Source organism: Streptomyces sp. NPDC016469 (genome assembly GCF_040632905.1).
GTDB lineage: Bacteria > Actinomycetota > Actinomycetes > Streptomycetales > Streptomycetaceae > Streptomyces.
In genome coordinates this window covers 57684-81309 of record NZ_JBEYCQ010000020.1, presented here as the reverse complement: position 1 = coordinate 81309, position 23626 = coordinate 57684, and the positions used below count along the sequence as shown (strand labels likewise).

25 protein-coding genes are annotated in these 23626 nt (G+C 70.1%); 14 read left to right on the top strand and 11 right to left on the bottom strand.

Going from position 1 to position 23626, the window contains the following annotated elements; genetic code table 11:
• Positions 1 to 17: 17 nt before the first annotated feature.
• Positions 18 to 983, top strand: coding sequence for a folate-binding protein (locus ABZ565_RS23065; protein WP_361029912.1), 966 nt, complete (start codon positions 18 to 20; stop codon positions 981 to 983).
• Positions 984 to 1002: 19 nt separating this feature from the next.
• Here the strand turns inward: ABZ565_RS23065 and dtd are convergent, their stop codons facing one another.
• A complete protein-coding gene (dtd, locus tag ABZ565_RS23060; RefSeq protein WP_361029909.1) occupies positions 1003 to 1452 on the bottom strand; it encodes a D-aminoacyl-tRNA deacylase in 450 nt (149 codons plus the stop codon).
• A gap of 118 nt (positions 1453 to 1570) precedes the next feature.
• Here dtd and ABZ565_RS23055 point away from each other — a divergent pair, with 118 nt between their 5' ends.
• From ABZ565_RS23055 to ABZ565_RS23045, 3 genes are all read left to right on the top strand, one after another.
• Complete coding sequence (locus ABZ565_RS23055) at positions 1571 to 2203, top strand: ABC transporter substrate-binding protein (protein ID WP_361029906.1); 633 nt, start codon at positions 1571 to 1573, stop codon at positions 2201 to 2203.
• A 46-nt stretch (positions 2204 to 2249) separates the two neighbouring features.
• Positions 2250 to 3236 (top strand): asparaginase, encoded by a 987-nt coding sequence (locus ABZ565_RS23050; RefSeq protein ID WP_361029903.1) that lies wholly within the window; start codon positions 2250 to 2252, stop codon positions 3234 to 3236.
• Between the two features lie 73 nt (positions 3237 to 3309).
• Complete coding sequence (locus ABZ565_RS23045) at positions 3310 to 4563, top strand: GNAT family N-acetyltransferase (protein ID WP_361029901.1); 1254 nt, start codon at positions 3310 to 3312, stop codon at positions 4561 to 4563.
• A 53-nt stretch (positions 4564 to 4616) separates the two neighbouring features.
• Here ABZ565_RS23045 and ABZ565_RS23040 read toward each other — a convergent pair whose 3' ends face one another.
• On the bottom strand, positions 4617 to 4937 hold the full coding sequence (locus ABZ565_RS23040; RefSeq protein ID WP_361029898.1) for a hypothetical protein: 321 nt from the start codon (positions 4935 to 4937) through the stop codon (positions 4617 to 4619).
• 40 nt (positions 4938 to 4977) lie between these two features.
• Complete coding sequence (locus ABZ565_RS23035) at positions 4978 to 5583, bottom strand: sigma-70 family RNA polymerase sigma factor (protein WP_361029895.1); 606 nt, start codon at positions 5581 to 5583, stop codon at positions 4978 to 4980.
• 68 nt (positions 5584 to 5651) lie between these two features.
• Between ABZ565_RS23035 and ABZ565_RS23030 the strand changes: the two genes are divergently transcribed.
• Positions 5652 to 6500 (top strand): alpha/beta hydrolase, encoded by an 849-nt coding sequence (locus ABZ565_RS23030; protein ID WP_361029892.1) that lies wholly within the window; start codon positions 5652 to 5654, stop codon positions 6498 to 6500.
• Here ABZ565_RS23030 and ABZ565_RS23025 read toward each other — a convergent pair.
• Both ABZ565_RS23025 and ABZ565_RS23020 read right to left on the bottom strand, forming a co-directional pair.
• Positions 6484 to 7365 carry an aminoglycoside phosphotransferase family protein gene (locus ABZ565_RS23025; RefSeq protein ID WP_361029889.1) on the bottom strand — a complete coding sequence of 294 codons (882 nt, stop codon included), beginning with the start codon at positions 7363 to 7365 and terminating at the stop codon, positions 6484 to 6486. The two genes, ABZ565_RS23030 and ABZ565_RS23025, sit on opposite strands and share 17 nt — an antisense overlap.
• A 20-nt stretch (positions 7366 to 7385) precedes the next feature.
• Positions 7386 to 8087, bottom strand: a complete 702-nt coding sequence (locus tag ABZ565_RS23020) for an N-acyl homoserine lactonase family protein (RefSeq protein WP_361029886.1) — start codon at positions 8085 to 8087, stop codon at positions 7386 to 7388.
• A gap of 383 nt (positions 8088 to 8470) precedes the next feature.
• Here ABZ565_RS23020 and ABZ565_RS23015 point away from each other — a divergent pair, with 383 nt between their 5' ends.
• The 3 genes from ABZ565_RS23015 (at position 8471) to ABZ565_RS23005 (ending at position 10045) form a co-directional block, all read left to right on the top strand.
• Positions 8471 to 8878, top strand: coding sequence for a helix-turn-helix domain-containing protein (locus ABZ565_RS23015; protein WP_361029883.1), 408 nt, complete (start codon positions 8471 to 8473; stop codon positions 8876 to 8878).
• Positions 8879 to 8928: 50 nt separating this feature from the next.
• Positions 8929 to 9594, top strand: a complete 666-nt coding sequence (locus ABZ565_RS23010) for a hypothetical protein (protein WP_361029880.1) — start codon at positions 8929 to 8931, stop codon at positions 9592 to 9594.
• Positions 9595 to 9709: 115 nt separating this feature from the next.
• Entirely contained in the window at positions 9710 to 10045 is a 336-nt protein-coding gene (locus ABZ565_RS23005; RefSeq protein WP_361029878.1) for a DUF2516 family protein, read from the top strand.
• On the opposite strand, the gene ABZ565_RS23000 is transcribed toward ABZ565_RS23005, so the two are convergent.
• The 3 genes from ABZ565_RS23000 to ABZ565_RS22990 form a co-directional block, all read right to left on the bottom strand.
• Positions 10027 to 11364, bottom strand: coding sequence for a SpoIIE family protein phosphatase (locus ABZ565_RS23000; RefSeq protein WP_361029875.1), 1338 nt, complete (start codon positions 11362 to 11364; stop codon positions 10027 to 10029). The two genes, ABZ565_RS23005 and ABZ565_RS23000, sit on opposite strands and share 19 nt — an antisense overlap.
• A gap of 670 nt (positions 11365 to 12034) precedes the next feature.
• Positions 12035 to 13087, bottom strand: a complete 1053-nt coding sequence (locus ABZ565_RS22995) for an NlpC/P60 family protein (RefSeq protein ID WP_361029872.1) — start codon at positions 13085 to 13087, stop codon at positions 12035 to 12037.
• A 286-nt stretch (positions 13088 to 13373) separates the two neighbouring features.
• Positions 13374 to 14153: a class I SAM-dependent methyltransferase gene (locus ABZ565_RS22990; RefSeq protein WP_361029869.1), complete on the bottom strand. Its 780-nt coding sequence runs from the start codon at positions 14151 to 14153 to the stop codon at positions 13374 to 13376.
• Between the two features lie 205 nt (positions 14154 to 14358).
• Here ABZ565_RS22990 and mshA point away from each other — a divergent pair, with 205 nt between their 5' ends.
• Positions 14359 to 15723, top strand: coding sequence for a D-inositol-3-phosphate glycosyltransferase (mshA, locus tag ABZ565_RS22985; protein WP_361029866.1), 1365 nt, complete (start codon positions 14359 to 14361; stop codon positions 15721 to 15723).
• Positions 15724 to 15812: 89 nt separating this feature from the next.
• A complete protein-coding gene (locus tag ABZ565_RS22980; RefSeq protein WP_361029863.1) occupies positions 15813 to 16337 on the top strand; it encodes a YbjN domain-containing protein in 525 nt (174 codons plus the stop codon).
• A gap of 7 nt (positions 16338 to 16344) precedes the next feature.
• On the opposite strand, the gene ABZ565_RS22975 is transcribed toward ABZ565_RS22980, so the two are convergent.
• Positions 16345 to 17352, bottom strand: coding sequence for an aminoglycoside phosphotransferase family protein (locus tag ABZ565_RS22975; protein ID WP_361029860.1), 1008 nt, complete (start codon positions 17350 to 17352; stop codon positions 16345 to 16347).
• Between the two features lie 196 nt (positions 17353 to 17548).
• Between ABZ565_RS22975 and ABZ565_RS22970 the strand changes: the two genes are divergently transcribed.
• A complete protein-coding gene (locus ABZ565_RS22970) occupies positions 17549 to 18349 on the top strand; it encodes a hypothetical protein (RefSeq protein WP_361029857.1) in 801 nt (266 codons plus the stop codon).
• A gap of 7 nt (positions 18350 to 18356) precedes the next feature.
• Here the strand turns inward: ABZ565_RS22970 and ABZ565_RS22965 are convergent, their stop codons facing one another.
• Both ABZ565_RS22965 and ABZ565_RS22960 read right to left on the bottom strand, forming a co-directional pair.
• Positions 18357 to 18599, bottom strand: coding sequence for a hypothetical protein (locus ABZ565_RS22965; protein ID WP_361029854.1), 243 nt, complete (start codon positions 18597 to 18599; stop codon positions 18357 to 18359).
• Positions 18596 to 18844 carry a hypothetical protein gene (locus tag ABZ565_RS22960; RefSeq protein ID WP_073964763.1) on the bottom strand — a complete coding sequence of 83 codons (249 nt, stop codon included), beginning with the start codon at positions 18842 to 18844 and terminating at the stop codon, positions 18596 to 18598. Before ABZ565_RS22960 ends, ABZ565_RS22965 begins: the two co-directional genes overlap by 4 nt.
• A 1037-nt stretch (positions 18845 to 19881) precedes the next feature.
• Here ABZ565_RS22960 and ABZ565_RS22955 point away from each other — a divergent pair.
• The 3 genes from ABZ565_RS22955 (at position 19882) to ABZ565_RS22945 (ending at position 23584) form a co-directional block, all read left to right on the top strand.
• A complete protein-coding gene (locus ABZ565_RS22955; RefSeq protein WP_361029850.1) occupies positions 19882 to 20688 on the top strand; it encodes a hypothetical protein in 807 nt (268 codons plus the stop codon).
• 148 nt (positions 20689 to 20836) lie between these two features.
• A protein-coding gene (locus ABZ565_RS22950) for an IS5 family transposase (RefSeq protein WP_361029847.1) occupies positions 20837 to 21648 on the top strand; the annotation gives its coding sequence in 2 pieces (ribosomal slippage) (positions 20837 to 21160 and positions 21163 to 21648; 810 coding nt in all).
• A 139-nt stretch (positions 21649 to 21787) separates the two neighbouring features.
• Positions 21788 to 23584, top strand: a complete 1797-nt coding sequence (locus ABZ565_RS22945; RefSeq protein WP_361029844.1) for a pentapeptide repeat-containing protein — start codon at positions 21788 to 21790, stop codon at positions 23582 to 23584.
• The last annotated feature ends 42 nt before the right edge of the window (positions 23585 to 23626 follow it).

Sequence of the window (23626 nt, the reverse complement as noted above, 5' to 3'; positions counted from 1 at the left end):
AGTCGTACGCTGGTCGCATGAAGAGCCCCCTGCTGTCCCTGCCCGGCGCCGTCCCCGCCGAGGGCCGCGACGAAGGCGTCGCCGCGCACTACGGTGACCTGTTCCGCGAGCAGCGCGCCCTCGCCGACGGTTCGGGCCTGGTCGACCTCTCGCACCGCGGCGTCGTCACCGTCACCGGCAGCGACCGGCTGGCCTGGCTGCACCTCCTGATCACGCAGCACGTCACCGAGCTGGCCCCGGGCCAGGCCACCGAAGCGCTCATCCTCAGCGCGAACGGCCACATCGAACACGCCCTGTATCTCGTGGACGACGGCGAGACGGTGTGGATGCACGTCGAGCCGGGTACGCAGGGCGACCTCATCGCGTACCTGGAGTCGATGAAGTTCTTCTACCGGGTGGACGTCGTCGACCGCACGGACGACTTCGCGGTCGTGTACCTCCCGGCCGGCTCGATCGCCGAGGTCCCGGACGGGGCAGTCGTACGCGAGACACCGCACGGCCGCGACCTGTTCCTGCCGCGCGCCGAGCTGGAGACGTACGCGGCGGAGCACGGCCCGCTCGCCGGGGTGCTCGCGTACGAGGCGCTGCGCGTGGAGGCGCACCGGCCGCGGCTCGGCTTCGAGACCGACCACCGCACCATCCCGCACGAACTGGGCCTGATCGGCGTCGCCGTCCACCTCCAGAAGGGCTGCTACCGGGGTCAGGAGACCGTCGCCCGGGTGCACAACCTGGGCAAGCCGCCGCGCCGCCTGGTCTTCCTGCACCTGGACGGCAGCGAGGTCCACCTGCCGGGCCCCGGCACCCCGCTCCGGCTCGCGTCGGACGGGCCGGAGGGCCGCCAGCTGGGCTTCGTCACCACGTCCGCCCGCCACCACGAGCTGGGCCCGATCGCCCTGGCCCTGGTGAAGCGGAACGTGGCGGTCGACGCGCAGCTGCTGGCCGGGGACACGGCGGCGGCGCAGGAGACGGTGGTCGAGCCGTAAGGGCCCCCGAGCAGAGGGCTCAGACCTCGATGATGACGGTGAACGGGCCGTGGTTGGTGAGCGAGACGCGCATGTCCGCCCCGAACCGGCCCGTCTCCACCGTCGCTCCGAGCGCCCGCAACCGCGCCACCACCTCGTCCACCAGGGGCTCGGCGACCTCGCCGGGCGCGGCGGCGTTCCAGGTGGGGCGGCGGCCCTTCCGGGCGTCCCCGTAGAGAGTGAACTGCGAAATCACCAGAAGCGGCGCATTCACGTCGGAGCAGGACTTCTCGCCCTCCAGGATGCGGACCGACCAGAGCTTGCGGGCGAGCTGCGCCGCCTTCTCCGGGGTGTCCTCGTGGGTCACCCCCACCAGCACACACAGACCTTCGCCGGTTATCTCCCCGACGACGCGGGAACCGCCGTCGCCGTCCGCGACGTCCGCCACCGTGACGCTCGCACCATCCACCCTCTGTACCACTGCACGCATACAGACCAACCTATCTTGGGCCGAACGGGTACAGAGCAACCTCGGAAGGCCCCTCGGGGTGGCACGATGCTCGGGAGGCGGTGCGCCGACGCACCGGGTCGAGGGGATGGACACAAGCATGAGCACCCATGGAACCGGGCAGTCCCCGGGCGCAGTGCCGGTCGCGCGCCCCGGTGTCAGCAGCAGCACGGGCAACGGTACGAGCATCAGCACCATGCGCCCACCCGTACAGCGGACCGGGCAGGGCGACGACACCGGCGACGGCACGGCCCGGGCGGCCGAACTGACCGCCCTGCGCCTGCCGGAGCTGCGCGCGCTACGCCGCGACGCCCAGCGCGACGAGGCCGACCTCAGCTATGTGCGGCGGCTCGTGCAGGGCCGGATCGACATCCTGAAGGCCGAGCTGGCCCGGCGCCGGGGCCCGGAATCGCCGGTGGTGGACCGGCTGTCGGAGATCCTCGCCGACGCCCCGTCCCCGCAGCGCTCGTCCGCCCGGCACGTCACGCTCTCCACGCCGCGCAGCGACGAGTACCGCAAGCTCGCCGCCGAGACGCTGGCCGAGGTCGAGCTGTCCGACCTGGACGCCCGGACGGACGAAGAGCTGCACACCGCGATGGGGCGGCTGGTCCGCTACGAACAGCAGGTCTCCCGCCGCCGGCACCGGCTCCAGCGCACGGCGGACGGTTGCGGCGCGGAGATCGCCCGCAGGTACCGTGACGGGGAAGCACAAGTAGACGACCTGCTCGCCTGAGGCGATCCCTCCGGGGGCGGGTCCCGCCCGTCCCCGGAAGGCCACCATGACCTCCAGCGCAGCCCGCACCCCCGCCCCATCCGATCCGGCCCCCGGCCTGCCCGTACTGGCGGAGGTCGTACGGTCCGGCTTCACCGAGGGCCACCACCGGGGCTCACTGGTCGTGCTGGCCGCCGACGGCAGCGTGGAGCTGTCCCTGGGCGACCCGGGGGCACCGGTCTTCCCGCGCTCCTCGAACAAGCCGATGCAGGCGGCGGCGGTGCTGCGGGCCGGGCTCGACCTGTCGGGGGAGCGGCTGGCGCTGGCCGCCGCGAGCCATTCCGGCGAGGGCTTCCACCTCGATCTCGTACGCAAGATGCTCACCGAGCACGGACTGTCGCCCGAGGACCTCCAGACCCCGCCCGATCTGCCGCTGGACGCGGTGGAGGCCGAGACGTACCTCGCCGCCGGCCACGTCCGTGAGCGCCTCACGATGAACTGCTCCGGCAAGCACGCGGCGATGCTTGCCGCCTGCGCGCACAACGGCTGGGACATGGCCGGCTACCTGGACCCCGCGCACCCCCTCCAGCGGCTGGTGCACCAGGTCGTGGAGGAGGCCGCGGGCGAAGAGGTCACCGCCGTCGGCACGGACGGCTGCGGGGCGCCGCTGATGGCGATCTCGCTGGTGGGCCTGGCGCGCGCGTTCCGCGGTTTCGTCCTGGCGGAGCCGGGTACGGCGGAGCGCCGGGTGGCGGACGCGATGCGGGCGCACCCGGAGTACGTGGCGGGTACCCGGCGCCCCGACACCTGGTTGATGCGCGAGGTGCCCGGCACCCTGTCGAAGATGGGCGCGGAGGCCGTGCAGGCGGTGGCCCTGGCGGACGGCAGGGCGCTGGCCTTCAAGATCGACGACGGCTCGACCCGGGCACTGGGCCCGGTCCTGGCCCGCGCGCTGGGGCTGCTGGGGATCGACGCGCCGGTGGTCGGCCGGATCGGCCGGGCGCCGCTGCTGGGCGGCGGGGCGGAGGTGGGGGAGATCCGGGCGGCGTTCTGACCCCTGGCGCTTCCCGCGCGCGGGGGCGCCAAAACCGGGCGACATCCCGTAGCGCGCTGCCTAGCGTGGGCGCATGAGCGCCCTCGACATACGCCCCGTCACCCCGTCCGAGTTCTCCGACTGGCTCCGCGCCCTGAACACCGGCTTCCTGAGGCCGCCCACGCCGACGGACGAGGAGGTGTCGGGGCGCCTGGCGTACATGGACCTCTCGCGCACCCGGGGGGCGTTCGACGCGGGGCGGTGCGTGGCGACGTTCCGCTCGTTCGCGCAGGAGCTGACGGTGGTCGGCGGCGCCGCCGTGCCGACCGACGCGGTCACCAACGTCACCGTCTCGCCGACCCACCGGCGGCGCGGCCTCCTCACGCGGCTGATGGCCGACGACCTGGCGGAGGCGAAGGCGCGCGGGGACGTGGCGGCGACGCTGATCGCCGCCGAGTACCCGATCTACGGTAGGTACGGCTTTGGTCCGGCGGCCGGGACCACCGTGTGGGAGATCGACGTCCACCGCACGGGCCTCGACCCGCACCGCCCGGTGCCGTCACCCGAGGACGGCGGCCGGATCGACCTGGTGGACGGCGCGGAGGCCCGGAAGCTGGGCCCCGCGCTGCACGACCGGCTCCGGGCCCGGCAGCACGGTGCGGTGAGCCGTGGCGCCCGCTGGTGGAATCTGGTCACGGGACAGCAGCTCTTCCCGCACGACGACTGGACCGAACCTTTCTACGCCGTGTACCGGGGCGCGGACGGCACGGTCGACGGCATGCTGATCTACCGCGCCGACGACAACTGGGGCGACGCGAAGCAGCCGCTGAACGGGGCGAAGGTGCGCGACATGATCGCGGTGACCCCGGCGGCGGAGCGGGCGCTGTGGCACTTCCTGTGCTCGGTGGACTGGATCTCCACCATCCGTACCGGCATCCGCCCGGCCGACGACCTGCTCCCGCTGCTGCTGCCGGACCCGCGCGCCGCCCGCGTGGTGACCCAGGCGGACTTCCTGTGGGTGCGCGTCCTGGACGTCGTACGCGCCCTTGAGGCCCGCACGTACGCGGTGCCCGGGGCGCTGGTCCTGGAGATCCGGGATGCGGCGGGCTACGCGGCCGGCCGCTTCCACCTGGACGCCACACCGGACGGCGCCACCTGCGCGCCGACGACGCGTTCGGCGGACCTGGCGATGGACGTCCGGGAGCTGGGGACGCTCTGGCTCGGTGACGAATCGGTCCTGCGGCTTGAGGCGCTGGGCCGGGTGGAGGAGCTGACCCCGGGCGCGGCGGCGACGGCGGACGCGGTGTTCCGGGCGGCGCGGCGGGCGTGGTGCCCGGACGTGTTCTGAGGGGGCGGGCTACGGCCGCGCGGTTGCGGTCGGGGCCGGCGGGGTAGGGCGCGTCAGCCCCGGTGCCACCAGCGGAGGAACGCCTTCCCGGGGCTTCGGGGCCCTCGGGCACGGGGCGCCGGCCGCAGGGCGGGCACGGGGCGCCACGCGTCGTCGGGCGAGGCCATCGGTGCCCGGCGGTTCGCCTGCGCCCGGATCTCGTAGTACGACTCATGGGCGGTCACCCGGAACGCCTCGTCGTAGGACGCCAGCGCGCCCCGCATCGCCGATCCGGCGAGCCCGCGCCCCCTGACGCGTACGGCCGGCCAACTGAGCGAGCCCATGACCGCCGCGAGGGCGCCGACGGAGACGAGGAGCGGCAGGAACGGGGCCATGCCGACGAGCCTACGGCGCGGCGCGCGTCCTCGTCCCGGCCTATTCGCCCCGCAGCCGGTCGAGTTGCAGGCGGTGGGCGAGCGTACGGCGTACGGACGCGGAGCCCGGCGGGGTGCCGGCGGCCCGTGCGGGCACGTCGAGCGCGCGGCTGATCTCGTCGTACGCGGCCCGGTGCGCGGCGAGCTCGTCCCCGTACCGCCGCAGGTCCTCCTCCACGAGCCGGCGCAGCGCGTCGACGTTCTCGGGCGTGAGGCGCCGGCGGCCGCGCGCGAGGGCGTCGACGGCGGGGCGGCACCGGGCATCGCTGCCGTACGTCTCCGCGATGTCCTCGGCCACGCCCCACAGCCGCCCCTCCAGCCACGGCGGGTCGTCCTGGCCGAGCGCGAGACCGACGGGCCGGGGCGGTCCGGCTTCGCGGTGTCTGAGCACCTGCTTGGAGACGGCGGGCTGGCTCATGTCGGTGAGGCGGGCGATGCGCTCCTGGGTCCAGCCGAGGTCGGCGAGCACCTTGATCATCTCGGTGCGCAGCCGGCGCATCTCCTCGCCCGCGCGGATGACCTCGTTCATCCCGGCGAGCATGCGGGCGGCCTGCGCCTCGGTGAGTGCGGGGGTGCTGCCGTGTTTCTGCCTCTGGTCGCCTGCCACAACCCAGTTATATCGCGGGCGGTCATAACCTGGTTGTACAACCTGGTTATGACTGTCATCATGCCCCCATGGCTACGCACACCTTCACCGCGCCCGACGGCACCCTGCTCGCCTATCGCGTGTACGGGGACGCTCCCGGCGACCCGGTCGTCTGCGTGCCGGGCGGCCCGGCCGACTCCCGTTACCTGGGCGACCTCGGCGGACTGTCGGTCCACCGCCGCCTGATCGTCCCCGACCTGCGGGGCAACGGCGGCTCGGCGATCCCGCGGGACGTATCCACGTACCGCTGCGACCGCCTGGCCGAGGACGTGGAGGCGCTGCGCCGCCACTTCGGGCTCGCCCGCCTCGACCTGCTCGGCCACTCGGCCGGGGCGAACATCGTCGTCCAGTACGCGGCCCGCCACCCGGACCGGATCGGCCGGCTCGTCCTGATCACCCCCAGCACGCGGGCCGTCGGCATCGACATCACCGGGGACGAGCGGCGGGCGCTCGCGCGGCTGAGGAACGGCGAACCGTGGTTCCCGGCGGCCTTCCCCGCGCTGGAGGCGATCACACGCGGGAACGGCACCGACTGGGCGGCCGCCGAACCGTTCTTCCACGGCCGCTGGGACGACGCGGCCCGCCGCTTGCAGGTGCTCGGCCGCCCCGGCAACCCGGAGTCCGTGGCCCTCTTCGGCGCCGAGGGCGCGTTCGATCCGCCGGCCACCCGTGAGGCCCTCGCCTCCCTCGCCGCGCCCGTCCTGCTGCTGGCCGGCGCGTACGACCTGAACAGCCCGCCGAGTGCGGTGACCGCGTTCGGCGAGCTGTTCCGGGACGCCGCGCTCGTCGTGCAGCCGGGGGCGGGGCACTACCCGTGGGCGGACGACGCGGAGGCGTTCGGGGCGGTGGTGGCGGGGTTCCTCAGGGTGCGCGGCTGAGGAGGAGCGCCGCCCGCTCCGCCAGGGTGCTCAGGTTCCGGATGCCGCGTTCGAGCCGGTGCCGGTGGACGAAGACGGTGAGGTCCAGGGCGACCTGGACGAAGCAGTACGCCGGCACCCCGGGCCCGGCGACCCGCGTCCCGGCGTCGCTGAGCGTCCGTACGGCCTCCGGGGTGAGGTCCTCGGCGCTCAGCAGGGTCGCGTAGTCGAAGGCCCGGGTCCCGCTGCCGAGCGCCTCGATGTCGACCACGCCGCTGACCCGGCCGGCGTCCAGGAGGATGTTGCCGGGGCGGAAGTCGCCGTGCACCAGGTCCCCGGTGGGCAGCGCCACGGGTCCGTACGCGGCGAGCAGTTGTGCGCAGACGCCCACGAGCTCCCGCCCGGCCGTCCCGGTCGCGGCCGCCTGCCGGCGGAGGCCGTCCGGGTGGCCGGACATCTGCTCCGCCACGAACCGCGACCAGTCCCGCCGCGGGTCGGGGTCGAGGCCGGTGTGCGTCTCCAGGAGCCCGACGAGCAGCCGGGCTTCCTCGGCGCCGACCCGGTCGGGGCTGCGCCCCGGCACGGACGCCTGTACCTGGTACCCGAACCCGCCCGTACCCGTACCGACGGCAAGCCATTCCGGCGTCGGGTACCCGGCGTCCCGGACCTTCGCCACCGCACCGGCCGCGCGCTCGATCTGCCCGGCCCAGGAGCGGGACGGGCTCCACTTGAGGACCGCCCGCCGGCCGTCCTCACCGTCCAGGAGCCAGGCACCCGACTGGACCCCGTCATCGAACCGCCGCAGCAGCCGGAACCGCGTGCCGTGAGCGAGGTTGACCTCGTCCAGGACGGCCCGGGCGGCGCGGGTGTCGTCTCGTTCGGACATGTATCAGGTCTCCGGTTCGCTCAGGACCGCGCCGGCTCCCAGACCGAGCAGTCGTGCGCGAAGAGCACGCGACGCGGATCGAAATCGGCCAGCCGGTCCAGCCAGGGCCGATACGGGGGAAGCGGCGGCTCCACACCTTCCACGGCCGCGTGGCGCGCCAGCTGCCCGGACGCGAAGTGGGAGGCGAGGTCGTGCGCCTGACCGGCGAGGACCACCGTGCCGTCGCTCTGCCGGAGCACCAGCGACTGGTGCCCGTCGGTGTGCCCGGGCGTCGGAACGATCCGGACTCCCGGCCAGACTTCGACTTCGCCGGTGACTTTTTCGTAAGCCGCGCCGGGGAAGTCGATCAGCGCGCCGACGGTGTAGTCGCCCGCGCGGGCGGCGGCCAGTTCGACGTCCTGCACCAGAATGGGACGGCCGCCCAGGAGGGGATTTCCGCCGCAGTGGTCGAAGTGCAGATGGCAGTTGACGACCACGGAGACATCGTCCAGGCCGACGCCGGCCCCCGACAGTGCCTCCTGCAACGCGCGCCGCCGGGGCCGGTAGTGCGCCTCGGTCTCCGGACCCGCGTCACCGATACCGGTATCGAAGAGAAGCAGCCCGTTGTCGTGCCGGACCAGATAGGCGAGGACGGGCTCGACGCGAGGTTCCGGCCCACCCGTCTCCGAGGCGGGACGGACGAAGTATCCGAGGTCGAGCCGACGTACCGACATGCTTCCCATCCGCCCATCCTGGCAGTCCGACCCGCCCGGTCGGACCCCCGCATGACGGATTGGCCGCAACTCGCCCCGGAGCGACCTGTGGTGGGCGCTGTACCACCAGGGCGCCGTATACCGACCGGCTTCGCGGCGCTGCCCTGGCCGGCCGGCGTAGCCAGCGGTGACGACCGGGAACAAGCGACCAACGCCCTGGCCCTGGCAGGGGCGATCACGGCGGGTGCCGAGCAGCCGCACGGAGCGGACGAAAGCCTCTCGGCGGCAGTGAACCGGCAGCTCCGGACGACCTCCGGCCGCAGCGACTGCATCCACCTGCTGGAAGCGGTGCTGTTGAACACTTTTGCAAGCGGCTGCTTGCAAAAGTTAGCAAACGGAGGCAGCATCGACACATGGCCTCACTCAACGTCGGCAACCTCGGCGAGTACCTGCGGGAGCAGCGCCGCAGTGCGCAGCTCTCCCTGCGGCAGCTCGCCGACGCCGCCGGGGTGTCCAACCCCTACCTCAGCCAGATCGAGCGCGGGCTGCGCAAGCCGAGCGCCGAGGTGTTGCAGCAGGTCGCCAAGGCGCTGCGCATCTCCGCCGAGACCCTGTACGTACGGGCCGGGATTCTGGACGAGCGGCAGCAGGACGAGCTGGAGACGCGGGCGGTGATCCTCGCCGATCCGTCGATCAACGAGCGCCAGAAGAGCGTGCTGCTCCAGATCTACGCCTCCTTCCGCAAGGAGAACGGTGTGGACGACGAGCCCGGGGCAGGCGCTCCCTTCAATGCCGACGGCAGTGCTGCCGATACAGCTTGAGAGCCCCATCACCCTCACACACAGTCTGATGATCCGGGAGGACCACAGTCATGGCCATCACCGATGACCTGCGCAAGACCCTCACCGACCCGACCCCCCTCTACTTCGCCGCCGGCACCGCCGACCTCGCCGTCCGCCAGGCCCGCAAGGTTCCCGCGCTGCTCGAACAGCTGCGGGCCGAGGCCCCGGAGCGGATCGAGGCCGTACGGAACACCGACCCCAAGGCCGTGCAGGAGAAGGTCACCGAGCAGGCCCGGGAGGCGCAGGCCGTCCTGCAGGCCAAGGTCACCGAGGTGATCGGCGCCTTCGGCGACACCGACCTGAAGAAGCTCGGCGAGAACGCCCAGGACCTGGCGCTGCGCGGGGTGGGCGTGGCCGCCGAGTACGCCGTACGGGCCCGGGAGACGTACGAGAAGGTCGCCGAGCGCGGCGAGCGCACCGTGCGGACGTGGCGGGGCGAGACCGCCGACGAGATCGTGGAGATCGCGGTCGTCGTGGAGCCGCGCAAGGAGTCCGAGCCGGCCGCCGCGCCGAAGCCGGCCCCCACCACGAAGGCCGCTCCCGCCGCGAAGCCGGCCGCCGTCAAGCCCGCCACCACGGCCAAGCCGGCCGCCACCGAGAAGCCGAAGCCCACCGCCGCCAAGCCGGCCGCCGCCAAGAAGGCGCCGGCACGGAAGCCCGCAGCGAAGAAGGCCACTCCGCCCTCCGGCAAGTAGCACCGGTGCCCCGGCAGGTGTGCCGGGGCGGCGGGCGGGCACATTCCCGGTGGCCCGGTCGTTGTCCCGGTACCTTGACCGCGAGGCGCTCTCCACTGACTAGGCGGTGCACATCATGTTGCTCGAAGGCTTCACCTCGTTCCTCGGGCTGCTCTACACGGCCATGCTCGTTCTCGCCGTGGTCGCTCTGGTCATGGCTCTGATGGTCCGCGAGGACGCCTACCGTGCTGCGGACAAGCAGAAGAAGTCCTTCTGGCTGATCATCCTCGGCGTCGCGGTGGCGGTGAACCTGTGGGTTCCGTGGCTCTTCCTCCAGCTCGCCGGGCTGATCGCCACCATCGTCTTCTTCGTGGATGTACGGCCCGCGCTCAAGGCCGTCGGCGGCGGTGGCCGCCGACGCGGCGGCTCCAGCAGCGACGGCCCGTACGGCCCCTACAACGGCGGGCGCTGAGCCCTCACCGGTGAGGCCGGGCGCGGGCGCGGGATGTTCACGCTCCGTGCGCCGTCCGGGATTCGGCGCCGGGCGGTGTCCTCGTCGCGGTCGAGCAGCAGGACCGCGACGTCGTCCGTCAGCTCGCCGCCGTTCAGCTCCCGCGCCTGGGTGACCGCCGCTTCCAGCAGCTCCTCGCCGGTCAGGCCCTCGGCGAGCTGCCGGTTGACCATCGCCACCATGCCGTCCTGGCCGAGGCGCTGCGTGCCGTCACCGACGCGGCCCTCGATCAGGCCGTCCGTGTACATCATCAGGCTCCACGAGCCGCCCAGCTCCACCTGGCGGCGCGGCCACCGCGCACGCGGCAGCAGGCCCAGGGCCGGTCCGCCCTCCTCGTACGGGAGCAGCTGCGCCGCCCGTCCATGGCGGGCGATCAGCGGCGCGGGGTGCCCGGCCAGGCACAGGCCCGCGCGGCGGCCGTCCGGAGCGATGTCCACCGTGCAGAGCGTCGCGAAGATCTCCTCGCTCTCCCGCTCGTGCTCCAGGACCTCCTGGAGGGTGGACAGCAACTCGTCGCCGCACAGCCCCGCCAGCGTCAACGCGCGCCATGCTATGCGCAGTTCCACGCCGAGCGCCGCCTCGTCCGGGCCGTGGCCGCAGACGTCGCCGATCATCGCGTGCACCGTGCCGTCCGGGGTGCGGACCGTGTCGTAGAAGTCCCCGCCGAGCAGCGCGCGGCTGCGGCCAGGCCGGTAGCGCGCCGCGAAGCGCAGGTCGGAGCCGTCGAGGAGCGGGGTGGGGAGCAGCCCGCGTTCCAGCCGGGCGTTCTCCTGCGCGCGCAGCCGGGACTCGGTGAGCTGGTGCTGTGCGACGTCGGCCCGTTTGCGCTCGACGGCGTACCGGACGGCCCGGCTCAGCAGCCTGCTGTCCAGCTCGCCCCGGAAGAGATAGTCCTGTGCGCCCACCCGGACCGCCTCGGCGGCAAGCTCGGCGTCGTCCTCCGCGGTGAGGGCGAGCACGGCGTGCCGGGGCGCGATCCGCAGGACGTGCTTGAGCGTGGCGAGCCCGTCCTCCTCGCCCTCCCCGTCGCCCCGCGCCTCGGCACCGGCCGGCAGGGCCAGGTCCAGCAGGATGCAGTCCACGTCGTCGGTGAGGAGCCGGCCCGCCTCGGTGAGGTTCCGGGCGGCACGGATACGGACCCGGGCACCGGCCGCGGCGGAGAGCTCCGGGGCGGTGAAGGTGCCTGCCGGGTCGTCCTCGATCACGAGGAGGGTGAGGCCGGCGCCTGAGCTGTTCTCCGCAGCGGGCGCGGAACACGGCTGCGGTACGGGTACGGGCATCGGTTCGGGTTTCCTTCCCTCCCCCCGAGGGCGCGGCGGAGCGACGATCGACGACCCGCCAGACGGGGACCATAGCGGTACGGACCAGGGGAACGGAATGCCGACCCGCCCACCGTGCCCGGCATACGCACCGCCATAAGCCGCGTCCCACCACGGATCAGGCACGGTGGGCCGCGCCGGGGCGGCCGATGCCGACATGACAAAGGTCACGCCGTCCGGGCCACGCGCAGTGGCCCGCCTCACGGTTGCCGGCTGGGTCGACGCGCGGGTGCCGGCCGAGGCGCCGGTCCGGACCCTGCCCACCGGGGCACGCCCGCCGGGGCGAGGTGACGCCGCCGGCCCGGCCTCGGCGCGGCGTGCGGATGCCGGCTGCGCCGGAGCGCGGGTGACCGCCGAGGGGCCGGTCCGGCATCGGCGCGGCGCGCGGCCCGCCGAGACCCGATGGCGGCTCCGCCGCGCCCGGTCGCGCGCTCGTTCGTGAGCGCTCCGCTCGCCCGCCCAGGCGCCTTGCCGTGGCAACCGCGTACAGCCCGACGACGGACCACAGCACCCGCACGGGGGTTCGCTCACCGTCCGCCCGGGCCCCGCAGGCGCGTCCCTCCCTGCCGTCCGCCCGAGGACCACGGACCGGGCCCCGCAGGCGCGTTCCGCCCCGCCGTCCGCCCGAGGACTACGCGTCGGGGCGGACCACGCCGAGTATCTGCATGGAGCCCGCGCCCGCCAGGGTGACGTCGCGGCCGGGGCGGGGGGCGTGAATGATCTGGCCGTTGCCCACGTACATGCCGACGTGGGTGGCGTCGGCGTGGTAGATGATCAGGTCGCCGGGGCGCATGTCCTTGATCGGGATGTGCGGCAGCAACCGCCACTGCTCCTGCGAGGTGCGCGGGATCGGGCGGCCCGCCGCCGCCCACGCCTGGGACGTCAGCCCGGAGCAGTCGTACGACTTGGGGCCCTCCGCGCCCCACACGTACGGCTTGCCGATCTGCGCGGTCGCGAAGGCCACCGCTTTCTTGCCGAGCGGGCTCGCGTCCCGGTTGATCTCCTTCAGCGCGCCGGAGTCGAGCCACGCGCTCTGGGCCTGGCGCGCCGCCTCCCGCTCCAGTTCGAGGAGCCGGGCCCGCTCCTCCTTCTCCAGCTGCGACTCCAGCTTCTTCGCCGCCGCTATCTGCGCGTTGATCTTCTTCTTGGCCTTGGCCTGCTTGACCCGGTCGGCTTCCAGCTTGGTCCAGTTGGTGCTGGCGTCCTTGGTGTACGTCTCCAAGTCCTGCTGGGTCCTGCTCAGTTGCTCCAGGAGCCCCTTGGAGGCCTGCTGACCCTGGCGCGTACGGCTGATGCCGTCGAGGAAGAGCTGGGGGTCGCCGCTGAGCATGAGCCGCGCGCCCGGCGGGAGCCCGGCGTTGCGGTACTCCTCGCGGGCCTGGGCGCCGGCCCGGTTCTTGAGGGCGGCGATCTTCGCCTGGCCCTCGACTATCGTCTGCGCCAGTTCGACCAGCTCGCCCGACTGCTTCTTCGCCTTCTCCTCGGCGAGGTTGTACGCGTCCGTGGCGGCGCCCGCCTTGAGGTACAGCTCATCGATCTCCGCGCGCACCTCTTCCAGGCTCTTCCCGCCGGGACCGGCGGGGCCTGGCGGTGTCGGTGCGGCGAATGCCTGGACCGGCGAGGCGAGGACCGCCAGCGCGCAGACCAGAGTCATCGCGGCGGCGGCACAGTGGCGTCGGTACACGAGCTCCCCCTCCGAGCAGTTCCCAACTGTTCGAGCAGTCCCAACTAACTGATTAACCGTCAGTAACATGTGGCGACGACCAGATCGTGCCATGCCGTACTGAAAAGCAACAGAGGCAGACAGACTCCGGCCGTCGGGCGGCACTTCGCTCTTCCGTCACTCCCCGCCACCCCGCGCCCCCCATGTCCCACTCACTCCGACGAACGATGCCCGCCCGCCGTTCCCACCGCAGGGGTGAATCCCAGCGCAACCATGGCGCGCGCCCGCGCCACCGAGGTGCGACCCCTCACCACCCCCGGGGCTCCAGCGCCTCCCACGCCACCGTGACCTCCCCCTGGCGCCACCGGCGCACCCCGTCCGTCAGCGGCCAGTCACCCGAGAGCGCCCGCACCGCCGTGATCCAGCGCTGCCGGGCCCCCAGCGAGGCGTAGGGCGCCGCGGCCGCCCACGCCCGGTCGAAGTCGCGCAGGAACGCGTGCACCCGCTCACCCGGGACATTGCGGTGGATCAGCGCCTTCGGCAGCCGTTCGGCGAGATCGGACGGCCGGTCCAGCGAGCCGAGCCGGGTCGCGAAGGTCACCGTGCGCGGCCCCTCCGGCCCCAGCGCCACCCACACGTGCCGGCGCCCGATCTCGTCGCAGGTGCCCTCCACCAGCAGCCCGCCCGGGGCCAGCCGCTCGCACAGCCGCTGCCAGACGGCGGCCACCTCGCCCTCGTCGTACTGGCGCAGCACATTGGCCGCCCGGATCAGCACGGGCCGCTCCGGCAACGGGATCTCGAAGCCGCCGTGCCGGAAGGTGAGGCCCTCACGGGCGTAGGGCTGCGCGGCGGCGACCCGCTCCGGGGAGATCTCGATGCCGACCACCGCGGTGCGCGGTTCGGCGGTGCGCAGACGTTCCAGCAGCTCGACGGCGGTCCAGGGTGAGGCCCCGTAACCGAGGTCGACGGCGACGGGGGTGCCGGCGCGGCGCAGGGCGGGGCCGTGCGTGGCGGCGATCCAGCGGTCCATGCGGCGCAGCCGGTTCGGATGGGTGGTCCCGCGGGTCGCGGTGCCGATCGGGCGCATGACACAGAGCGTAACGATCCGCGCGGACGCGGGCGCCTGCCGGGAGACCACCGGGGCGCCCCCCGTATTCGCACCGTAATGATTTGGCAAAGCGGAAATGAAAGGAGGGATTCCGCTGTTCCCCACCTTCGAAGGGACCGTGCGCCCCTTCGGTGCCATGCCGTGAACCGTGCGGGCACCGGGCCCAGCGAGGAGGACGGACGACGTGACCCAGTACGTCTCTCGGCTCGGCAGCAGCCGTGGCGCACCGCGTCGCAGGTTCCCCGCAGGTCTCACCGGCTCCTTCACCCCCGGTCACCGCAGGCCCCGCCGTATCGCGATGCTCTCCGTGCACACCTCCCCGCTGCACCAGCCGGGGACGGGCGACGCCGGCGGGATGAACGTGTACATCGTGGAGCTGGCCAAGCGGCTCGCCGCGATCAATATCGAGGTCGAGATCTTCACTCGCTCCACCTCCGGAGGGCTGCCCTCCGCCGTGGACCTGGCGCCCGGTGTCCTCGTGCGGCATATCGACGCGGGGCCGTACGAGGGCCTGGCCAAGGAAGAGCTGCCCGCGCAGCTCTGCGCCTTCACGCACGGTGTGATGCAGGCGTGGGCCGGTCAGCGCCCCGGCTACTACGACCTCGTCCATTCCCACTACTGGCTCTCCGGACACGTCGGCTGGCTGGCCGCGCAGCGCTGGGGCGTTCCCCTCGTGCACGCCATGCACACCATGGCCAAGGTGAAGAACGCCGCGCTCGCCGAGGGCGACACCCCCGAGCCCGCCGCCCGCGTCATCGGCGAGACGCAGATCGTGGACGCCGCCGACCGGCTGATCGCCAACACCGCCGAGGAGGCCGGGGAACTCCTCCGGTTCTACGACGCCGACCCGCAGGCCGTGGCCGTCGTCCACCCCGGCGTCAACCTCGACCGCTTCCGCCCCGGCGACGGCCGGGCCGCCGCCCGCGCCCGTCTGGGGCTCCCGCAGGACGCCCTGATCCCCCTCTTCGCGGGCCGCATACAGCCGCTGAAGGCGCCCGACGTGCTGCTTCGGGCGGTCGCCGTGCTGCTCGACCGGGATCCCTCGCTGCGGTCCCGGATCATGGTGCCCGTCGTCGGCGGCCCCAGCGGCAGCGGCCTCGCCAAGCCGGAGGGCCTGCAGAAGCTCGCGGCCAGGCTGGGCATCGCGGACGTCGTACGGTTCCATCCGCCGGTCGGACAGGACCAGCTCGCCGACTGGTTCCGGGCCGCGTCCGTGCTGGTCATGCCCTCGTACAGCGAGTCCTTCGGGCTCGTCGCGGTCGAGGCCCAGGCGGCCGGGACACCGGTCGTCGCGGCGGCCGTGGGCGGTCTCCCGGTGGCCGTACGCGACGGGGTCAGCGGCTTCCTGATACCCGGGCACGATCCGGCGGCGTACGCCCAGGCACTGGAGCGGTTCGCGCAGGCGCCGGAGCTGGTCGCCCGCATGGGCGGCGCGGCGGCGGAGCACGCCCAGCGGTTCGGCTGGGACACGGCGGCGGCCGCCACCGCCGAGGTGTACACGGCGGCGATCCAGGAACACCGCAGGCGGGCCCGCACCCGCCACGCGTGACCGGGCCGTACCCGCCGGGCACCATCGCGCAAACGCCCTCGGCACCCGCCCCGACCGCGCGCCTTTGCCACCTGACGTACGCTCGAAACATGGCTGACGCACCCGTACCGGCGAAGAACGAGGCCACCCGGGCCGCCCAGGTCCTCGAAGCGAGCTTCGCCGACGCCGGGCTCGACTGGGAGAGCCCCGCACCGGGCAGCTACGTCGTCCAGCTCCCCGGCACCCGCAAGCTGGCCACGACGTGCTCACTGATCGTCGGTGCGCACAGCCTCTCCCTCAACGCCTTCGTCATCCGCCACCCCGACGAGAACGACGCGGCGGTGCACCGCTGGCTGCTGGAACGGAACCTGCGGCTGTTCGGCGTGAGTTACGCGATCGATCAGCTCGGGGACATCTACCTCACCGGCAAGCTGCCGCTGTCCGTGGTGACGCCCGACGAGGTGGACCGGCTGCTCGGCTCCGTGCTGGAGGCGGCGGACGGCGCCTTCAACTCCCTGCTGGAGATCGGTTTCGCGACGGCGATCCGCAAGGAGTACGCCTGGCGGGTCTCGCGCGGCGAGTCCACCCGTAATCTCGACGCCTTCGCGCACCTCACCCGGGGTCCCGCGGACTGATCCCGCGTCACCCGGGAACGCGCGTCGCCGAGTCGATCTCCTTGAGCGTGGCCTCCAGCCGGGGTGCGACCTCGTTCCAGGTCCACTCCAGCTGTTCCCCGGACGTGCCGCGCGGCACGGTCTCCACCAGCATGATCAGATACAGGTACGCCCGGTAGAGCGCGAGCCGCAGCCGCAGCGAACCGGTGAACTCCACGGGCCCGCCCGGCGCCTCTTCCCCGTAACCGGCGAGGAAATCCTTGTCGTCCGCGATGTCACCCAGCAGAGCGAGCGACACGAAGTCGGCGACCGGGTCGCCCCAGAACATCCGCTCCCCGTCGATGACCCCGCCCACCCGCCGCGCGCCCGGATCGCCCGTGACCAGGATGTTCCCCTGCCACAGGTCGAAGTGGACCAGGGCCGGCCGGGTCACTTCGTCCAGCACGTACGAGGCGGCGGCGAGCGTGTCGCCGATCTCCGCGGCCGTACGGGGGAGTCGTGCCGCGTACGTCCGCGCGTCGGCCAGGACCGCGTCCGTCATCGTCGTGAACGCCTGTCGCCAGGTGGGCGCGAGCGGGCCGAGCGCCTGCGAGGGGTAGCCGAAGCCGCCCGGCGCGGGCGCGCCGTGCAGCCGGCCGACGATCCGCCCGAGCTCGGTGCGCAGCCGCGCCTCCTCACCGTCGGCCATGGCGCCGGTCAGCTCGTGCCAGGGCCGTCCGGGACGGTCGGACATGACCACGTACGGGCCGGCGGGGGCGGCCGGATCGAGTTCGGCGCGTACGACGAGGGGCACGGCGGGCTCATCGTCGGCGACCTGGTAGAACGTCACCTCGTTGGCCAGCAGGTCGTGTTCGTACGACAGGCAGTCCCCGGCGGCCGGCGGCGGCACCTTCACCACCCAGTCCCGCCCGTCCGTCAGCCGGACGCGGCTGACGGCGTTGTACGTGCCCCCGGTGAGCGGTTCGCAGGAGTCGACGAGGCCGGGTGGTATGTCCAACGCGCCGAGGACGTCGGAGAGAACGGAATCGATCGGCACGGCGGGCTCCCCTGAACGGTGTGCGCGAAGTGATCACGACGTCGTCACGATCAGCCGCGATGCCCACGGTAAAGGATTGCCAAACCACAGCGGGCTCATAGAGTTGGCTCACCCCCACGTACCCCCATTTCAGCCGCGCCGAACCCGGCGGGGCTGCTCGCGTGCGGGCGAAACACTTTGAGCAGAAGGACGGGCCATGCGACCCACTGTCATACGCCGTACCGCCGTTGCCGCCACCGTGATGTCCCTGGCCCTGTTCACCGCCGCCTGCGGTTCGGACAGTGACGACAAGGACGGCGGCAAGGCGGCCGGCTCCTCGGCCCAGCCGTCGGAGAAGGGTGCCGGCAAGGGCGCGGAGGCGCCCGCGAAGGCGCTGTCCGCCGCCGAGCTGGAGCAGGTCTCGCTGGCACAGGGTGACGTCAAGGACCACAAGATCACCAAGGCCGGTCCGGCCGACCTGATCGACGCCAAGGACGTGACGGCGGACAAGAAGTCCTGCGACGTCTTCGGTGACGCGCTGATGGGGGCCAAGGCCGGTTCGCCCGTCGCCTCCACGCAGCGCAAGGTGGCCAGCGTGCCGAAGAAGGACGCGGACAAGGACATCGCCGACCCGGAGGAGGCGTTCAAGGCCGCCTTCGACATCACGACCACGATGACCACGCTCGCGTCGTACGACGGCAAGGGCGCCGAGGAGACGCTCGCCGCGCTGCGCACCGCTGCGACGGACTGCGCGGGCGGCTTCACGTTCACCGTCGGCGGGGACAAGCAGAAGGTCGCCAAGATCGCGGTGGAGCAGGTCACGGGCGGCGAGGAGGCGGCGGCCTGGACGGTCACGGTGGAGTCGGACGGCGAGAAGAACTCGTTCAAGCTCACCGCGCTGCGTCAGGGCGCGACGCTCGCCACGCTCAGCTCGATGAACCTCGCGGCCGCGGGCTCCGGCGAGGACTTCGGCCTGCCGACCGCGGTGATCGACGCCCAGGCGAAGAAGCTCGCCTGACGTTCCGTCAAGGAAGCGGAACGAGCCGTACGACGGTGACGGTCAGGACCGACCCGGAGACGTAATAGAGCACGATCGCCCCGGCGACCGTCGCCTCCCGGCGATCGTGCTCCCCCTTGACGGCGGTCGACCCGTGTCCGTACGGCTCACGCCCCAGGGTCGCCGCCATCTCGTCCCGGAAGGTTTCACCGTCCCCCATCTTGGCAAGGGTGTCGTCGGCGGGCGGCGCGTAGGAGATCCGGAAGCTCAAGCGACGCTCCGCCTCTCGGCCTCGTCCCGCGCCAGCCGGTCCAGAATCCGCTCGGCCTCCGGATCGGGCACGGCCTCCAGCATCCAGTGGCGCATCACGGCCTGGATCTCATGCACCCCGGCCTCATTGATGGCCCGCTCGAACTCCGCCCGCCGCCCCTCCGGCAACGCGTCCCGGATCGCCGGAATGCTGTTGGGCACCTCGACCTCGGCACCCCCGACAAAGGTCTTCAAAGGCTCACCCATAACCGCCCTCCCGCTCTTCCCCGCATGGGGCACAGCGTACGGGCCGGGGTGACGCGCGTCACTTCCGGTTACGGGTTGCGGAGCGCGCGAAGGCCCCCGCCCGGTGGTGCCGGGTCGGGGGCCTCCGCGGGGCTGGTGCTACTTCTTGCCCTGGGTCTGGCGGGCCCGTTTTCCTGCCCTGTTCATTAAGGTGCTCGCCGTATCTGACCTGCGGTCGGGCTGTCGTCGTTGGTCGTCGTTGGGCGTTGCTTGTCACCCTCGGAGGGCCCAGAGAGGGCCCGGCGGTGTGGCCCCGGCTGCCAAGTCGCGAAGAGGAGCAGCCGCCGCCGATCCACCGACGGGACCCGTTCGGCCGGCAGGCCCCCCAAGCCTCAATTCAGACTGCGTCCAGGCGCCCTCGGCAGGCAAGGATGCGGACCTGGCCCCACATATACGTCTTCGTCCGGAAGCAACTTGTGCGGATACCTGACCTTGGGCCGCTGTGTCTTCTACCTGCACGGATGGTCCGCAGATGCCCGTGCTCGTCCGCCGCTGTTAGTCGGCGTTGTCACGCAGCTAGACACTCACTGCTCAACGGTTGTGGCACGAACCTCAGCCGACGACAGTCAGTCACAACGGCGGATGCGACGACTGACCGGGCGCGCGTGTGCATCGCTGCACCCCCACGGCCCCAAACATGCTATTGATGCCGTCGATCAGAGCACTTGACGACGGTTGGCACGGGATGGCAGTGCCTAAGCCCTCAGCTCGGGTCTTTAGGTGATCCAGTCGGCCTGTATACGCTGACCTGCGGCGAATCGGTGTCCTTTGGTGGCCGGGTTAAGGTGCCGGGCCGTACACGGGCGCCATGTCCGGCATGGCTATCTGTGGGGTAAGATCCGACCTGAAGCCGGAGCTTTCCGGCCCTCCGAAGTCTTCGGCTTCGGGCTGATTGGTGTAATGGTGCATGAAATAGCGGTCGGCTAGTTTGTGCAGGAACACGCTCACCAAGTGGGAATTCCTCGGTTCGATTCCGGGGTCAGCAGAGTGTGTCACGGATGGCACATTCCGCTGACCCCGGAAATTTGGACGGGATAACGTTGGAGCGGTTAAAGCGAAACCGGGCGCATACCAAAAATCTGGAAGCGCTTGAAACTTCCTTTAATGTGGTCAGTCGTTCATGTAAAGATTCAATTCGCCGCGGCGCAGAGCATGAGGTGGCCGCGCTTACGAGAACTTGCGCCCTCCTTCTTGGTGCAACGCTTGAGGATCGCCTGATGGTCATCATTTCCTCAACGTACTTCTCGGAAGATGCGGAACGTCGGGTGATGCGCGAGTCGAGCATTCTTGACAGATGGAAGCAAGTCCTAATTGAAGCCTTTGCGGCCCGATATGGAACCGAGAGAGCTAAGGTTCCGGCGGGACTCTCGTATACAGCTGCTGCATATTTTCAGGGCATGAATTCCGTTCTGGATGATTGGGTCAAGCCCCTCGTTACGGTGAGGAACTCGCTAGCCCACGGGCAATGGATCGTGGCATTCAATGAGGAGCGAAGCGCCGCGAACCATGACCGCACAAAGATAATAAAGGCAATGACCTTGTGGCATATTCAACTGCAAAAGAACTTGCTGGACCACCTTGCGCGGCTAATTTTTGATCTCATGGCGACCCGATATGCGTTTGAGCGCGACTTTGATAAGCATTGGGCAAACCTGAGGGCGGCCCAGGTGAGAATTGAGATGGACAGGTCAAAGGAGTGGGATGCTCTATTGCGGCGCCGTCAGGAGCGAGGTAAGGAGCATCGTGTGCGGAATTTCCAGAAGGCGGTTAAGTCGGGGCGAATTTCGCTCATCTGTGATGTATAGACGTCTGTATCTCTGGATGCGCTCGGGCCCTTTCTCGTGGCCCAGCAACGTTTTTAAGGCCACTAACAACGGCTAACAACGGCTAACACAATGAGGTGGCTGGGCCTTGGTGCCCGTGCCCGCCTCAGGAGTTGGGCGTTGGCGTTACATGGGGACTTCGCCGTGGATCGTGTCGGATGACTTGTGGGAGCGGATCGAGCCGCTCCTGCCGCGCAAAGAGCGTCGGTTCCGGCACCCGGGCCGGAAGCCGCTGCCCGACCGGAAGGTGCTGTGCGGCATCCTCTTCGTGCTCCACACGGGCATTCAATGGGAGTTCCTGCCGCAGGAGTTGGGCTTCGGTTTGGGCATGACGTGCTGGCGACGGCTACGGGACTGGAACGAGGCCGGCGTCTGGCAGCGCCTGCATGAAGTGCTGCTGGCCGAGCTGAACGCGGCCGCCCGTCTCGACTGGTCGCGGGCCCTTGTCGACTCCAGTCACGTGCGGGCCGTAAAAGGGGGGACCACACCGGACCGAGTCCGGTCGACCGTGCCCGATTCGCATCGAAACACCACCTGCTCACGGACGGACACGGCACCCCGCTCGCCGTGATCCTCACCGGCGGCAACCGCAACGACGTCACCCAGCTGCTACCTCTGATCGACGCCATCCCGCCGGTCAGAGGCGGGGTCGGTCACCCACGACGCAAGCCCGACTCCCTCTTCGCCGACCGCGGGTACGACCACGACATCTACCGCGACCAGGTCCGCCAGCGCCGGATCGTGCCGGCCATCGCCCGACGCGGCACCCTCCACGGCACCGGACTGGGCGCCTACCGCTGGGTCGTGGAGCGCACCTTTGCCTGGCTCCACGGCTTCAAACGCCTCCGCATCCGCTGGGAACGCCGAGCCGACATCCACGAAGCCTTCCTCAAGCTCGCTTGCTGCCTGATCACCCGCCGACAGACCAACTCATTGTGTTAGCCGTTGTAAGCCGGTCTGCGACCTGCTGGGTCGATTTGAGAATCCGCCGCCGTCCGCGGCTGTACGCCACTGTTGATGTCAGAGACTGATGTCATGAAACCCATCCCGGTGTGCAACCATCGCTGCTTGCCCGGCGTCAGTGATCGATGTGATGACCCCTCATACACCACCGCAGGTCGAGCCACCAGACTGGCACCACTGTGCGTCGGGTGCGAATAGTTCCGACCCTGTTGGTTGTCGCGGCGTAGTTGTTGCCTCCTACGGCCGCTGCTTGTCTCACCTCGACACTGACGAAAAAAATACATACCTATCGACGCTATCCCCGGGCGATGACCTCGACCTCCGTGCTACCGACCTGTCGGAGAGCTTACTTGATGAGGTTCTGTCTGAATTCTACGATCCAACACTGAGGCGCAAGAGATTCGGCGAAGTAGACTTCACCGAAACGACGATCGAGGGCGACGCAAACTTTAGCCAAAGTCAGTTTGATGGTGAAGCCACCTTCTACCTGACCCGTTTCCTGGGCTCCGCAAAATTCAACGATACGAAATTCCAAAAATACATTTCGTTCGAGGCTGCAACCTTTCTGAACGGGTCCTTTTTCGGTCGCGCCGAGTTCATGAGCGAATCCTATTTCGGAAACTTGGAATTTAAATCAACGGCGGGATTCGGAAACGCAATTTTTCGCGGCCATACATACTTCTTCGACCTCTCATTCCAGGAAGATGGGTATTTCGCAAACGCCACCTTCCTTGGGCCGCTTGAGTTCACAGGTTGCACGGCTAAAGATGTCGTAGACTTCTCTAATGCCGCCTTCCATAGTACGCCAAAATTGGGCCCGCTGATAGCTTCAGGGCCCGTCGATTTCTCTTTGGCCACCTTCGAGGCGCCGATTGAGATAGAAGTAGCATCCACTGAGGTGACATTCCGCAGGACTAGGTGGAAGTCGAAAGCGACTGTGCGGCTGAGGTATGCAAAAGTAGACTTGAGTGAAGCATTCTTCGAATACCCCGTAGCCGTAACGATGAAGGCGGATCGCTTCCAGAAGGATAGCGGGAACGTTATGCGCGAGGCATTCCATCCGAGTCTGACACCAAGTGTCCGCTTGACGTCCGTGCGCGGCGTTGATGCTGCACACTTGGTGCTGACCGATCTCGACCTATCCTCATGCATATTCAGCGGGGCATTTCACCTAGACCAAATTCGCATGGAGGGGGAATGCACATACTCAAGAACCCCTCACGGAGTTCGGCGCCAGGGCCTGCGCCCGACACGCTGGACTCCACGCCGCACCATCGCCGAGGAGCATTTTTGGCGAGCTAGGAATCACGCGAGCGGGATTTCTGCATGGCGCGGCTGGACTACACCGGGGCTAAGTGTGCAGCCCTCTACTCCTTCTGTCCTAAGTGCCACTTACAGGCAGTTGCGCAAGTCCCTCGAAGACGGAAAGAACGAGCCCGACGCTGCAGATTTCTATTACGGCGAAATGGAAATGCGTCGACATGACAAAAGCCGCCCGCACGGCGAGCGAACCTTGCTGTGGATATACTGGATCACTTCCGGCTATGGGCTACGGGCCTCAAGAGCTCTGGGGTGGCTTTTGCTTGCCGTGATCGCGACCATGGTAAGCCTCGTCTTGTGGGGGATTCCCAACGATACCAAGGATCTGGCGTCAACTGGCCGTATTGCGGGAAGTCGACTGACTCTCACCTCAGAAAAGCCAGATCCGGCGGCACTCAAGGTCCCTTATTCCGAAAGAGTTACTACCGAACGCTTCGAGAAGGCCTTGCAGGTAACTCTGAACTCTGTCATTTTTCGCTCCTCGGGTCAGGATTTGACACCGCAAGGAATCTATATTGAAATGTTTTCGCGCCTTTCCGAACCCGTGCTGCTTGGCCTATCAGTACTCGCCGTAAGAGGGCGCGTTAAACGCTAACCTCCCAGTGGCGCCCATCAGCTGTTCGGATCGACGCCAGAC

What these genes read in the sequence shown, in the direction of transcription:
- ABZ565_RS23065 (WP_361029912.1), top strand. Translation starts at nt 18, where the DNA reads ATGAAGAGCCCCCTGCTGTCCCTGCCCGGCGCCGTCCCCGCCGAGGGC.
- dtd (WP_361029909.1), bottom strand. Translation starts at nt 1,452, where the DNA reads ATGCGTGCAGTGGTACAGAGGGTGGATGGTGCGAGCGTCACGGTGGCG.
- ABZ565_RS23055 (WP_361029906.1), top strand. Translation starts at nt 1,571, where the DNA reads ATGAGCACCCATGGAACCGGGCAGTCCCCGGGCGCAGTGCCGGTCGCG.
- ABZ565_RS23050 (WP_361029903.1), top strand. Translation starts at nt 2,250, where the DNA reads ATGACCTCCAGCGCAGCCCGCACCCCCGCCCCATCCGATCCGGCCCCC.
- ABZ565_RS23045 (WP_361029901.1), top strand. Translation starts at nt 3,310, where the DNA reads ATGAGCGCCCTCGACATACGCCCCGTCACCCCGTCCGAGTTCTCCGAC.
- ABZ565_RS23040 (WP_361029898.1), bottom strand. Translation starts at nt 4,937, where the DNA reads ATGGCCCCGTTCCTGCCGCTCCTCGTCTCCGTCGGCGCCCTCGCGGCG.
- ABZ565_RS23030 (WP_361029892.1), top strand. Translation starts at nt 5,652, where the DNA reads ATGGCTACGCACACCTTCACCGCGCCCGACGGCACCCTGCTCGCCTAT.
- ABZ565_RS23025 (WP_361029889.1), bottom strand. Translation starts at nt 7,365, where the DNA reads ATGTCCGAACGAGACGACACCCGCGCCGCCCGGGCCGTCCTGGACGAG.
- ABZ565_RS23020 (WP_361029886.1), bottom strand. Translation starts at nt 8,087, where the DNA reads ATGGGAAGCATGTCGGTACGTCGGCTCGACCTCGGATACTTCGTCCGT.
- ABZ565_RS23015 (WP_361029883.1), top strand. Translation starts at nt 8,471, where the DNA reads ATGGCCTCACTCAACGTCGGCAACCTCGGCGAGTACCTGCGGGAGCAG.
- ABZ565_RS23010 (WP_361029880.1), top strand. Translation starts at nt 8,929, where the DNA reads ATGGCCATCACCGATGACCTGCGCAAGACCCTCACCGACCCGACCCCC.
- ABZ565_RS23005 (WP_361029878.1), top strand. Translation starts at nt 9,710, where the DNA reads ATGTTGCTCGAAGGCTTCACCTCGTTCCTCGGGCTGCTCTACACGGCC.
- ABZ565_RS23000 (WP_361029875.1), bottom strand. Translation starts at nt 11,364, where the DNA reads ATGCCCGTACCCGTACCGCAGCCGTGTTCCGCGCCCGCTGCGGAGAAC.
- ABZ565_RS22990 (WP_361029869.1), bottom strand. Translation starts at nt 14,153, where the DNA reads ATGCGCCCGATCGGCACCGCGACCCGCGGGACCACCCATCCGAACCGG.
- ABZ565_RS22980 (WP_361029863.1), top strand. Translation starts at nt 15,813, where the DNA reads ATGGCTGACGCACCCGTACCGGCGAAGAACGAGGCCACCCGGGCCGCC.
- ABZ565_RS22970 (WP_361029857.1), top strand. Translation starts at nt 17,549, where the DNA reads ATGCGACCCACTGTCATACGCCGTACCGCCGTTGCCGCCACCGTGATG.
- ABZ565_RS22960 (WP_073964763.1), bottom strand. Translation starts at nt 18,844, where the DNA reads ATGGGTGAGCCTTTGAAGACCTTTGTCGGGGGTGCCGAGGTCGAGGTG.
- ABZ565_RS22955 (WP_361029850.1), top strand. Translation starts at nt 19,882, where the DNA reads ATGGCACATTCCGCTGACCCCGGAAATTTGGACGGGATAACGTTGGAG.